General features: G+C 62.4%; 13 protein-coding genes and 1 tRNA gene. 6 read left to right on the top strand and 8 right to left on the bottom strand.

Annotation, left to right across the window (positions count from 1 at the left end; translation table 11 throughout):
* Positions 1–6: 6 nt before the first annotated feature.
* The 4 genes from I7X09_RS07005 to efeU all read right to left on the bottom strand — a co-directional run bounded on the left by I7X09_RS07005 (position 7) and on the right by efeU (position 4,289).
* Positions 7–834 carry a glycoside hydrolase family 16 protein gene (locus tag I7X09_RS07005; RefSeq protein ID WP_234036825.1) on the bottom strand — a complete coding sequence of 276 codons (828 nt, stop codon included), beginning with the start codon at positions 832–834 and terminating at the stop codon, positions 7–9.
* A 120-nt stretch (positions 835–954) separates the two neighbouring features.
* Complete coding sequence (gene efeB / locus I7X09_RS07000) at positions 955–2,241, bottom strand: iron uptake transporter deferrochelatase/peroxidase subunit (RefSeq protein ID WP_200316195.1); 1,287 nt, start codon at positions 2,239–2,241, stop codon at positions 955–957.
* Positions 2,242–3,372, bottom strand: a complete 1,131-nt coding sequence (gene efeO, locus I7X09_RS06995) for an iron uptake system protein EfeO (protein ID WP_200316193.1) — start codon at positions 3,370–3,372, stop codon at positions 2,242–2,244. It lies immediately after the preceding gene.
* Positions 3,373–3,386: 14 nt separating this feature from the next.
* Positions 3,387–4,289 (bottom strand): iron uptake transporter permease EfeU, encoded by a 903-nt coding sequence (efeU, locus tag I7X09_RS06990; RefSeq protein ID WP_200317712.1) that lies wholly within the window; start codon positions 4,287–4,289, stop codon positions 3,387–3,389.
* Between the two features lie 260 nt (positions 4,290–4,549).
* Here efeU and I7X09_RS06985 point away from each other — a divergent pair, with 260 nt between their 5' ends.
* From I7X09_RS06985 to I7X09_RS06960, 6 genes are all read left to right on the top strand, one after another.
* Positions 4,550–5,242, top strand: coding sequence for a lytic transglycosylase domain-containing protein (locus I7X09_RS06985; protein WP_234036940.1), 693 nt, complete (start codon positions 4,550–4,552; stop codon positions 5,240–5,242).
* 214 nt (positions 5,243–5,456) lie between these two features.
* Entirely contained in the window at positions 5,457–6,743 is a 1,287-nt protein-coding gene (gene eno / locus I7X09_RS06980) for a phosphopyruvate hydratase (protein ID WP_003946309.1), read from the top strand.
* A gap of 134 nt (positions 6,744–6,877) precedes the next feature.
* Positions 6,878–7,489, top strand: a complete 612-nt coding sequence (locus I7X09_RS06975) for an FtsB family cell division protein (protein WP_095972164.1) — start codon at positions 6,878–6,880, stop codon at positions 7,487–7,489.
* A complete protein-coding gene (locus I7X09_RS06970) occupies positions 7,486–8,031 on the top strand; it encodes a DUF501 domain-containing protein (protein ID WP_020908542.1) in 546 nt (181 codons plus the stop codon). The genes I7X09_RS06975 and I7X09_RS06970 overlap by 4 nt, the downstream gene beginning before the upstream one ends.
* A complete protein-coding gene (locus I7X09_RS06965) occupies positions 8,028–8,993 on the top strand; it encodes a Ppx/GppA phosphatase family protein (protein WP_095972165.1) in 966 nt (321 codons plus the stop codon). Before I7X09_RS06970 ends, I7X09_RS06965 begins: the two co-directional genes overlap by 4 nt.
* A gap of 34 nt (positions 8,994–9,027) precedes the next feature.
* A tRNA-Leu gene (locus I7X09_RS06960) sits at positions 9,028–9,101 on the top strand.
* A 26-nt stretch (positions 9,102–9,127) separates the two neighbouring features.
* Here the strand turns inward: I7X09_RS06960 and I7X09_RS06955 are convergent.
* The 4 genes from I7X09_RS06955 to I7X09_RS06940 form a co-directional block, all read right to left on the bottom strand.
* Positions 9,128–9,814: a hypothetical protein gene (locus tag I7X09_RS06955; RefSeq protein WP_095972166.1), complete on the bottom strand. Its 687-nt coding sequence runs from the start codon at positions 9,812–9,814 to the stop codon at positions 9,128–9,130.
* A 483-nt stretch (positions 9,815–10,297) separates the two neighbouring features.
* Positions 10,298–10,444: a hypothetical protein gene (locus tag I7X09_RS06950; RefSeq protein WP_200316189.1), complete on the bottom strand. Its 147-nt coding sequence runs from the start codon at positions 10,442–10,444 to the stop codon at positions 10,298–10,300.
* Between the two features lie 296 nt (positions 10,445–10,740).
* Complete coding sequence (locus I7X09_RS06945) at positions 10,741–10,935, bottom strand: hypothetical protein (protein WP_200316187.1); 195 nt, start codon at positions 10,933–10,935, stop codon at positions 10,741–10,743.
* Between the two features lie 289 nt (positions 10,936–11,224).
* Positions 11,225–11,902 carry a TerD family protein gene (locus I7X09_RS06940; protein WP_007728823.1) on the bottom strand — a complete coding sequence of 226 codons (678 nt, stop codon included), beginning with the start codon at positions 11,900–11,902 and terminating at the stop codon, positions 11,225–11,227.
* Positions 11,903–12,027 lie beyond the last annotated feature (125 nt).

Raw genomic sequence — 12,027 nt, 5'->3', positions numbered from 1 at the left:
CGCGTGTCAGTTCTCGTGGAACCAACGTACGTAGTCGATAGTCATTGTGGATGGCCAAGGTGTGGTGGAATCGGTTAAACCTGGCCAGGTTCCACCAACGGCGATATTCAGTAAGGTGTATGCAGGGGCGTCGAACACCCATGCCTCCGCTCGGGATACCTGTGACCGATCGAGGTACAGCATTCGAACGCCGTCGATGTAGGTCTCGATTCGTCCGGGTCGTTTGAGTATCCCGTAGGTGTGGAAAGCAGTGAAGTCGGTGCCGGGTCGGGCGCCGCCAACGCTGCGGTCCCAAACGCCGGTCACTCGGGTTCCGGATTTGGTAGGACCGTGCACGGCGCTCGTGTATGTTTTCGCATCGTTGATGGTTTCGATTGCGTCGATTTCGCCACAGCCGGGCCAACCGGCGGTATATAGATTCGTGCCAAGCGTCCAGAATGCCGGATGCATGCCCTTTCCTGCCGGCAGTTTTATTCGCGCCTCGACTAGTCCGTAAGTGAAGTCGACCTTGCCGAAAGTTCCAAGTCGTGCGGAAGTGATTGTGCTGCCTACTTTTTGGGCCTGAATGAGGAGATTTCCTTGCCCATCCAGTCTCGAGTTGGACCGTGAGTCGGTGTACACCTGCTTTTCGTTGTTCCCCCAACCTCCGCCGGTTTCATATCGCCAGATGGCTGGGTTGGGGGCTGAATTCGCAGGGCCATTGAACTCGTCGTACGCATAGACCGTAAAACGATCTGCTGCGCGTGCTGGCGGCATAAGGGGAGGCAAGGTAATCGCAGCCGTCGCCAGAGTCGTTGAAAGAAGGGCGATTCGAAGAAGTGCTGAAATTCTCATGCGCAGATCGTATGGGCGAGATATCACCTTCGGGACCATTGATCCCGAGATTGTTATCAGTTCGATATATGGAATTACTCGAAGTTTGGTAGCAAGTATGGTAACGGACCAATTGATCGACTATTTGGGGTTGAACAATGTTTCGCCCCAGTAGCTCCCGTCGGCAAGACCACCGGGGCACGCGAAGATGGCAGAACCGACGTGTTGGATGTATTCGTTCAGCGCGTCGTGTCGTGAAAGGTTTTGCTGCATCGGAACAAACTGCTCGACCGGATTCCGGCAGTACGCAACGAAGAACAGTCCCGCGTCCAGGTGGCCGAAGCCGTCGGAGCCGTCGGTGAAGTTGTATCCGCGGCGCAGGATCTGAATCCCACCGAGTTCCTCGGCAGAGGCCAGACGCACGTGTGAATCCTCCGGGATGACGAAGTCGTGTCCCATCTTGGAATCGAGATCGAGTTCGTCGAACTCGTCTTTGCCGCCGAGTGGCGCTCCACTGCGTTTGGAGCGGCCGATCACGGCTTCCTGTTCCTTGAGTACTGCGCGATCCCACTGCTCGATCAGCATGCGGATTCGTCTGGCGACGAGGAATGATCCGCCTGCCATCCAGGCCTGATCGTCGGCGGGATCAACCCAGACGTGCTGGGCGAGCGCGTCCGGGTCTTCTGCCTTGATGTTGGCTGTTCCGTCCTTGAACCCGAACAGATTTCGGGGTGTCGCCTGCGTCGTCGAGGTCGAGGACGTTCGTCCGAACCCGAGTTGTGACCATTTGACCGACGCGGTCCCGAACGCGACTCGCGCGAGGTTGCGGATCGCATGGACGGCAACCTGGGGATCGTTGGCGCACGCTTGGATGGCGATGTCGCCCCCGCTGCGATTCGGATCGAGGTTGTCCGCACGGAAGTGGGGGAGATCGAGCAAGGCAGCAGGTTTCTTGTCTGCGAGCCCGAAACGGTCGTCGAAAAGTGACGGTCCGAATCCGATGGTCAGGGTGAGTTGCGACGGCGCGAGATCGAGTGCCTCACCGGTATCGCTCGGTGGCGCGTACGGTCCGTCGCCGGTCGCTCCGTCCTCGGTTGCTTCCTGACCCGCTGTCATCCGTTCGGCCATCGCCGTCCACGTCTGCAGCAGCGTGATCAGTTCGTCGCGCGACTTCGTCGTCACGTCGAAAGCGACGAAGTGCATGCGATCCTGGGCAGGCGTCGTGATACCTGCCTGATGTTCGCCGCGAAAGGCCACCACGTCTGCGTGATCGGTGCCGGAATTCTGGTCGGCGGTCACCCGACCGATGACGGCGCCGGCACCGGCCAGGACCGCCCCGGCTCCCACGGCGCCGAACAGTCGGCGCCGTGAGACTGCATGCGGCGCTGGGTTTTCCGCAGCCGGTGTGCCTTCTGGTGAATCTGTCATCTACTGTCCCGCAACTACTTCCTGGACCTGGCTGACCTCGGCGGACAGGGCATCGATTTTGCGCGAAAGTTCCTGACGCTGTGCCTCGGTGACGGTGTCGTAGTACACGAATCCGTCGCCGACGCGGAACTGTGCCAGAGCGGCGTCGAGGTCGGCGAATCGGTCCGCGATGCGCTGGGCGAGCTCGGGATTACGTTCCTGCAGAATCGGGTTCAGTGCTGCAATGGCGGCTTGCGAGCCGTCGACGTTGGCCTGGAAATCCCAGAGGTCGGTGTGCGAGAAGATGTCTTCCTCGCCCGTGATCTTGGAGGTCGAGATCTCGTCGAGCAGCCCTTGAGCGTCGCCGGCGATCTTGGTGGGATCGATCGTGTAGTCCTCGGCGTTCACCTGATCGGCAAGATACTGAATGTCTTCGAGCAGCTGGTCGGCGACCGCGTTGGTATCCGGCTGAAGTCCGGTCACCCACAAGTCCTTCTCGAGGCGGTGGAATCCTGTCCAGACCTGACCGGGCTCCAGGTCCGCTTCACGCAGGTCCAGCTTGGGATCGAGTTCGCCGAAGCTCTCGGCTTCGGGCTCGATGCGCTCGTAGTAGGTACGTGCGATCGGGAACAGTGCCTTCGCCTGGTCGACGTTGCCGGACTGAACGGCGGAGACGAACTGAGCTGCGGTGTCCTGCAGCGCGACGATCTGGCTGCGGATGTACCGCCGGTAGCCGTCGGCAGCTTCGGTGAGTTGGCCGCTCTCGTCGGTGGCCGCCTGCGAATCGCCCGTGACGACGAAGTCCTGACGGATGCCGGTTCCGACCATGCCCGGCTTGCACGCGAGTTGATAGGTCGCAGCCTCGGGAAGAGAGACGATCAGCTGCCGGGTAAGGCCGGGGCCGATGTTCTCGACTTCGCCCATCGCTCGGTCACCCTCGGCGAAGACGTAGAACTCGGTGACCTTCGAGCCGTTGTTCGTCACCTGGAACGTCGAACTGCCAGTGGTTCCGGTGGTGGCACTGACGTCACACGAATCGTCGGTGGCCGTGACGACGATGTCGCCGTCGCTCGCCGTCGTCTTCTCGGTGCACGCGGCGAGAGAGAAGGGTAGTACCGCAGCCGTGGCCAGTACGAGGGTGGATTTACGCATGTCGGTAGTGCCTCTCAGGATTTCTCGGGAACGTGTGTGTCGTGCGCAGGCGGGGTTGCCGGCTCCGAAGGGCTGGGCGGAAGGGGACGCAGGAAGAGCGCGAGGACGACTACGAGATAGACGAGCCACGCGGCGGCTTGCAGGACCGTCGGATCCGGTCGGAAGTTGAAGATTCCGGCGAGGACGGTGCCGTACCAGGTCGACGGGTCGTAACCGGGTGTCAGGTTGAACGCGAGAGAAGATCCGCCCGGCAGGACGTTTCCGGTCTGTAGAGCGCGAACACCGTACGAGAGGATTCCGGCGGCAACGACGATGAGGAAGATCGCCGTGTACCGGAAAAACGTCGTCAGGTTGAGACGGAGGGCGCCGAAGTACATGGCGACGGTCAAGACGGCGGCCAAGAGAATTCCGAGGAGCAACCCGACCAGCGGCCAGGAGCTGCCTGCGGTGTTCTCGGCGTAACCGACCATGAGCAACGCTGTCTCGACGCCTTCACGACCGACCGCGAAGAACGCCAGCGACAAGATGGCGACCGGGCCTGCAACGAGAGCCTTTTCCATCCCGGCCTTGAGGTCTCCGGAAATGTTCTTCGCAGCCGTGCGCATCCACAGGACCATGATCGTGACGATGACGACGGCGATCAGGGAGGCAACACCTGCGATGATCTCGGCGGTCAAGCCGTCGACCGTCGACGTTCCGTAGTGGATCGCGAAGAAGATGATCGCCACCATCGCGACGGCGATCGCGACGCCGAGCCACACCCATTTGAGTGCGTCCTTGCGCTGCGCCTTCACGAGGTAGGCGGCGAGAATCATCACCACGATGCCCGCTTCGAGGCCTTCGCGCAGACCGATCAGGCCACTACCGAATAACTGGGTGGCAACTGACGGTGTGCTCGCGGCAGCGAGTACCGACACGGGCACGGGCGACTCCTGACTGAGTGAGTGCAACAGCTTCTGACGAACGAATGAGGCTAGGCCAGCCTTAACTCAGAAGAAGATACTCCACATTCGGTGGTGAACCATGCCCTGACCTGTACTTTTGCTGTTCTTTACCAACGGATTCGGGAGTAGTTCGCTCGCATGTGGATGATGGAAGGGTGTATCGAACTCCCGCTGCCCGCAGAAGTCCCCGGCGTCTCTCTCGAGCCGTAGCAGCAGTAGCTGCCGGAACAGCTTTGCTGGGCGCAGGCGTCGTGGCTTGTGGATCGAACGAACCGAAAGTGGCCATTCCGGAAGGCATACCCCCAGGTACCGGCTCTCCGACGCCGCCGATCGACATCAATGCTCCCGGCCGCAGTGCCGATCAACTCGCCGACTGGGCAGCGGGATTGTCGGACGACATCGGGATCGGGACGACGGCACTCGAGGCCTACGGGTACGCCGCTGCGGTCATGGGCGAGACGCTTCCCAGCTGCGGAATCGGGTGGACAACGCTGGCCGGTATCGGCAGCGTCGAGAGCCGCCACGGGACCTACGACGGTTCGTCGGTCGACGCGTCCGGCCAGGTCGTCCCGATCATCCGGGGAATCCCTCTGGACGGTGGCCCGGGAGTTGCCGAGATCCCCGACACCGACGGCGGGACGATGGACGGCGATCCAGTGCACGACCGCGCGATGGGGCCTATGCAGTTCATCCCCGAGACATGGCTCAAATGGGGAGTCGACGCCAACGGTGACGGCCGGGTGGACCCCGACAACATCGACGACGCTGCCCTCACCGCCGCCCGCTACCTGTGTGCACGCGGGGGAGATCTCACGACCGCTGCCGGGTGGCAGCAGGCGCTCATGGCGTACAACCTGTCGGGCGACTATCTCGCCCTCGTTCGTGATCGTGCGTCGGCGTATTCAGTCGGGGTACGGCCGGACTGACGGTGATCGATCCGCAGGTCGAGCCCGTGACCGCGCGTCGATAAAGAAGCCTTCGGCCCGTGCGGTTAGGCTGTGTGCTGGCACTACAGAGGTGCTGGCACTGCAGAGGCCCAGCCGCGATCGTGGTCCTCTTTCGACCGGAGGGGTCGGAGCCCAAGTGTCAAGCACGCAGAGCGTGCCCCAATGCGAAGCCCATTCGAAGGAGAACCACACAGTGGCCAGTATTGAGCAGGTCGGAGCTCGCGAGATCCTTGATTCCCGTGGCAACCCCACGGTTGAGGTCGAGGTTCTGCTCGAAGACGGAAGTTTCGCCAGGGCCGCGGTGCCGTCCGGCGCTTCGACCGGTGAGCACGAAGCCGTCGAACTGCGCGACGGTGGCGCACGCTACGGCGGAAAGGGCGTCGAGAAGGCCGTGGAGGCTGTGCTCGGCGAGATCGCTCCGGCCATCATCGGTATCGACGCAACCGAGCAGCGCACGGTCGACCAGGCGCTGCTCGATGCAGACGGCACCCCGGACAAGTCGCGTCTCGGCGCAAACGCTCTGCTCGGTGCCTCGCTTGCCGTGGCTCGCGCCGCTGCCGAGTCCTCGGGCCTCGAGCTGTTCCGCTACGTCGGTGGCCCCAACGCTCACGTTCTCCCCGTCCCGATGATGAACATCCTCAACGGTGGCGCGCACGCCGACACCGGTGTCGACGTCCAGGAGTTCATGGTTGCTCCCATCGGTGCACCGAGCTTCAAGGAATCGCTGCGCTGGGGTGCCGAGGTCTACCACTCCCTGAAGTCGGTTCTCAAGGAGAAGGGCCTCTCCACCGGTCTCGGTGACGAAGGCGGATTCGCGCCCGACGTGGCAGGCACCAAAGAAGCGCTCGACCTCATCACGATCGCCGTGAACAAGACCGGCCTCAAGCTGGGTACCGACGTCGCGCTCGCTCTCGACGTGGCCGCCACCGAGTTCTACACCGACGGCACCGGCTACAAGTTCGAAGGCAAGAACCGCACCGCGGCCGAGATGGCAGCGTTCTACGCCGAGCTCATCGACGCCTACCCGCTCGTCTCCATCGAGGATCCGCTCGACGAAGACGACTGGGACGGCTGGGTCGCACTCACCGATCAGATCGGCAACAAGATCCAGCTCGTCGGCGACGACCTCTTCGTCACCAACCCCGAGCGCCTCGAAGAAGGCATCGTCAAGGGTGCGGCCAACGCGCTCCTGGTGAAGGTCAACCAGATCGGCACCCTGACCGAGACCCTCGACGCCGTCGATCTCGCTCACCGCAACGGTTACAAGACGATGATGAGCCACCGTTCCGGCGAGACCGAGGACACCACCATCGCCGACCTCGCAGTTGCCGTCGGCAGCGGCCAGATCAAGACCGGTGCTCCGGCACGCAGCGAGCGCGTTGCCAAGTACAACCAGCTGCTGCGTATCGAGGAGAACCTCGGCGACGCAGCACGTTACGCCGGCGAGGTTGCGTTCCCGCGCTTCGCTTTCGAGGCCTGACGGAAATCTAAGATTCAGTAGTGTCTGCACAGCGCGGTAAACCACGATCCCCCGGCGGAAGTCCGGGGGGTCGTGGTTCCCGTCGTGGGGACACACCGTCGCGTGCGCGTCGGGACAGCGCCCGACGCCCACGCGTGTCGGAACCTTCGGTAGACCCGGCAGCGGTCGATTCCTCGGTGTCAGACCCCGCGCAACCGGGGGTTTCCGCCGAGAAGTCGTCGGCGCGCGGGTCCAAGTCGGCTCGGGGGAAGAGCGGAACCAACAAGTTCTGGTCTCGGCTTCCGAAGTCGGACAACACCATTTTCGGCTTGTCCACCAGTCGGGCCGTTGTGCTCGCGATGGTTGTCCTCATGCTGGCGCTGACACTGGCAGTACCGCTGCGCACCTACATCAGCCAGCGTTCCGATGCCGCGCAGGTGGCCGCCGAGCGCCAGGTGCTCGAGGAAGAACTGCGAAAGCTGCAAGGCCAGAACGCTCGCTTCGACGACCCTGCGTACATCGAAGCTCTTGCACGAGAACGCCTTCGGTACGTCAAACCGGGCGAGACCCCGTTTCAGGTTCAGCTTCCCGGCGACTACAAGGAACCCGAGAAGAAGCAGGAAAAGGAAACACCGCTGACAGGTCCGTGGTATCGCGATCTGTGGCAGACGATTTCGGAACCGCCAGTGGTTCCCGAGACGACGACACCGGCTCCGATGCCGTTGGCGCCGATCGAGCCAGAAGAACAAGGAGTACCCACCGGGTGAGCAACACGTCCGAAAATTCCCCACAGGTTTCACAAGCGGACCTCGACGCCGTTGCCGCTCAATTGGGCCGTGAGCCACGCGGAGTGATCGAGATCGCGTACCGCAGCCCGGACGGTCAGCCCGGCGTGGTCAAGACCGCCCCCAAGCTTCCGGACGGAACACCGTTCCCGACGCTGTACTACCTCACCGACCCGCGACTGACTGCCGAAGCGAGCCGTCAGGAATCCGCCGGCGTCATGCGTGAGATGACCGAACGTCTGACCCAGGATCCCGAACTTGCCGCGGCCTACCGCCGGGCGTACGAGTCGTACCTCGCCGAGCGGGACGCGATCGAATCTCTCGGAACCGACTTTGCCGGTGGTGGGATGCCGGATCGGGTCAAGTGCCTGCACGTGCTCATGGCGCATTCGCTTGCCAAGGGTCCCGGCGTGAATCCGCTCGGTGACGAGTCCGTTGCCTTGGCAGGCCACGGGAAGCTCCGCGGTACTGCAATTCCCGCGGACTGGCCTGGCATCGACGATGCCGACACCGCCGACCGGTGACTCGCCGTGTTGCCGCAGTCGATTGCGGTACCAACTCCATTCGACTGCTGATCGCCGACGTCGGCGCCGACGGCCGTCTGGTGGATGTCCGGCGCGAGATGCGCGTCGTGCGACTGGGTCAAGGCGTTGATGCGACAGGGACATTCGCGCCCGAGGCCATCGAACGCACCCGGGTCGCGCTGGTCGAGTACGCGTCGATGATCGCCGACGCAGGAGCAACCGCCGTTCGGATGGTCGCTACCTCGGCTACTCGCGACGCTGCGAATCGCGAAGACTTCTTCACGATGACGCGGGATGTGCTCGGTGCGGTGATTCCCGGATCCGGAGCCGAGGTGATCACCGGCGACGAAGAGGCGCGACTATCGTTCAGCGGTGCTGTGGGAGAACTTGATCCGTCCGAGGGCCCCTTCGTGGTGGTCGATCTCGGCGGCGGATCCACCGAAGTTGTCCTCGGCGACGCGTCGGGCGTCCAGGCCGCGTACTCCACCGACATCGGCTGTGTGCGCGTCACTGAGCGGTGCCTACCGTCGGATCCGCCTACGGCAGAGCAGGTTTCCGAGGCGACGACTTTTGCGACTGCAAAGCTTGCCGAGGCGTTCGAGGCCGTCCCCGTCGAGAAGGCGCACACGTGGGTGGGTGTCGCTGGAACCATGACGACTCTGGCCGCGATCGCGCAGGATCTTCCGGAGTACGACGCCGAGAAGGTGCACCTGTCGAGGATTCCGTTCAAGCAACTCTTCGAGGTGTGCGAGCGTCTTACCGCCATGCCTCGGGTTGATCGTGCCGCCTTCGGCCCGATGCATCCGGGGCGGGTGGACGTCATCGGTGGCGGAGCGATCATCACCACGGTGCTGGCTCAGACGTTCGAAGCCAAAGCCGGGATCACCGAACTGGTTGTCAGCGAACACGACATCCTCGACGGCATCGCGATGTCGATAGCTCAGACCCACCCGATAGTCTGATCCCTGCCGCACCCGACCAGTCGGGTGCGGCACGGCCCCCATAGCCCAATTGGCAGAGGCAACGGACTTAAAATCCGTCAAGTGTCGGTTCGAGTCCGACTGGGGGCACCGCGTAGCGACTGACCTTCCAGTCGCTACTGAGCCCAGACCGTCGTTCCGGCAGGGGCGTTCAGTGTGTTGACGAGGTCGATGCCGGCTACGACAGCCGCGCCGCCGCCGCCGAGGATCGTTCCGGCGACACCGCCGATTCCGGCTCCCGTTGCGAGACCACCCAGGCACAGTGCCGCAGCGACGGGGAGGCCGACGATGGTCAAGCCCAGCGGAGCACCGACAGCGCAACCGATTCCGGCGCCGACGATGGTGCCGAGCAGGCTGCCGACCTGAGTGCCGAGACCGAGCTGGCTCTGGAAGTGCGCAATCGCCCGATCATTCTCCTCGGGTGAGGCGACGGGCGTCCAATCCTTTGCAGCAGGCGCACTCTCGGGCCGAGGAGTGGCCTTCGCCGAATCGGTGATCGGGGTCAGCGTGAGGGTCTTACCGTCTTCACTGATCGTGCGATCGAAGGGAAACTGCAGATCCCCGAGGTTGTATGCGAGAGGCAAGGAAACAAGGTCGGCTCCCTTGCTGTCCTGCAAGACGACAGACTTGCCGTCGCCGGACACCTTGAACAGCCCGGCGTCGATAGTGGTGACGATCGACTTGTCGACGATCTTCGCTTCGTAGTTCACGTCGGTCGACGGATCAGCTGATGCGATCCCTGTTGATGCTCCGACTGCAGCGACCGCTAGAGCAGTCACAGCCGCCTTCTTGAAGAAACCCATAGTTCAACCCCGTGTTCGCCTGCGTGTGCTCGCAGAAACTCGACAACTTCGGACATTGGTAAACCCCCGACAAAGCCTTCGTATTAAAGCAGACCGAAGTGACGGAAGGGATAGTTGCGCTCAGGCCGACCGGAAGCGGGCGGTGCAATCGAATTTTCCGTTTGCAGTACCAAGGCGTCGAACATGTGTGCGAAAATGTGAAGATGCGGTTGACCGAGCGATCCCCGGACCGCTGCCCGAACGGACACCGACTCACGGCGAACACCTGCCTTGTCGGCTGGGAGGTGTGCGGGTGTGCCTCGACCGAGAATGGCGGGCATCGGACCCATTACTGCAGGCGCTGCGGTGAAACCGTCCGGACGCCAGAGTGTGTCGGCGTGGATCCGCAGAAAAGTCGGTGGAGTTGAAGTGCTGTTGCGTTGTGTTTCAAAGAGATTCGCGAGAGCCTCACCCGACGGATCGGCGCCGGGTGAGGCTTGTGGATCAGGTAGGCGGCGCGACGGGTGCGTCGCTGCTTCCTCCCGAGCTCCCGCTCGACGAGCCGGTGCCGAACAGTAGGCCGAAGAAGCCGGAGATTGCGCCGAAGAAATCGAACATGGGTGAGCCTTCCGAGAGGACGAATTCGGTCACGACAAGTGACCGACCTGTGGTGGTGTTCAGAGAAATTCCGTCGACATTGACGGCGAAGGCGTCGGACGAAGGACGACTGCCGGATGAAATGTACGATTCGTCCCGGTTTGATACAAGTCTTTCCCGAGTAACAGTTACTTGAGGCTTGAAGTACCGGGGGTGCCCTGCCTGTTTGGGTGGGGCAACCAGGCAGGGCAGTGGCTTGCCGTCCCTCTCAATACCGACCTACGGCGAACCATCGGCGTTGAAACTACCCACAGTTCGTGACGCGCGCCACTTACGTACCGGTACCTTCGTTAGCCGAGGTCGAACGTGGCGACGACGGCGGTCGTCGACGTCCCAGTGGGGACGTGGTTCATCGAGAAATCGCGATCCCGATCTGGGTTCACGACGCTTGCCAGCAGGAGCATCGCGGCGACAAAGAGAACTCCTGCGGCGAGGTAGGCGATTCTCACAGGCAGGCGTGGGCGTCGATCTGAATTCGTGGACATTCACGTTCTCCATCGGTGCATGTTGGACGAACGCTTAGTTTAACGATCAACTAATAAGATGGCACGAACAGTGATGCAAGATACGAAAAGACCCTCGATCTCGGGGGAAATCGAGGGCCTTTCCTGTCGAACGTCGGCGTCGCCAAGCACATAGCGTCACCGACCCACTATCGGTGTCGAGCGTGACCCCTCATGTCCGACCCCACTTCTCGACACTATCCAGTAACTTGCGACATTGTGGACGATTCGGACATTGTCATTCGGATGGGGGACACCCCGCCCGCGACACCTACTTTCGTCCGGCAGCCCATTTCATACCCCAGTTGTACGCACGGTCGAGATCGGACTGACTGCCGTTGATGTACTGCACTTCACGGGTCACCGTCACGCCCTGACCTGAACTCTGGATGAGAGCGATTGCGCACAGCCGTTCCTGGTTGCTGGCCGAATCGAGTCGTACTTCCACCTCGGGTCCGTTGGTGGGGTACAGGGTGACGACGCCGTCAACGGCCGCCCAGTTGGGGGCACCGTCGTAAATCATCGCGAAGATGAGGATTCGGCGGAAAGCGCTGGGGTCACCGAGATTGACGTGCATGTTCTCGCCGCCGGTGTTCGCGCCACTGCGGTCGTCTCCGTCGAGGGAGATGTAGGGAGGGGAAGTCAGCGAACCGAAACTGTTGCCCAAGGCCTGGACCACGCCCTTGGACCCGTCGGCAAGTTCGTAGAGGCAGCCGAGGTCCAGGTCGACCGCTCCGGAGCCTGCGCCGGCGAGCTTGGCGAGGAATCCGGTCTTCTTCGGTGGTGCTCCCTGCGACCAGTTGAGGTTCACGCGCATATTGCCTTGTCGTTCACCAGCCTTCGCGAGGTTGACCGTCGGCGCGGATTTGGTGAGCGTGATCTTGCTCAGGCTGACCGGTGCCTGCGACGGTGTGGACTCGCCGGAACGTCGGGTGTAGTCGATTGCCATCGTGATAGTCCTTGTCTGAACTCGAATGAGTCCGATCGTGTTACCCGTCGAGGAATCTCCACCGACGTGATCGGCGATCTTCGGCCATTGTCCCTCATGTCTGATTTCAACCCGCGGACATCGAA

It is taken from the genome of Rhodococcus sp. P-2, from assembly GCF_016598535.1.
GTDB lineage: Bacteria > Actinomycetota > Actinomycetes > Mycobacteriales > Mycobacteriaceae > Rhodococcus_F > Rhodococcus_F baikonurensis.
Note: the sequence above shows the minus strand (reverse complement) of the source record. Positions and strands in the feature narration are given on the sequence as shown.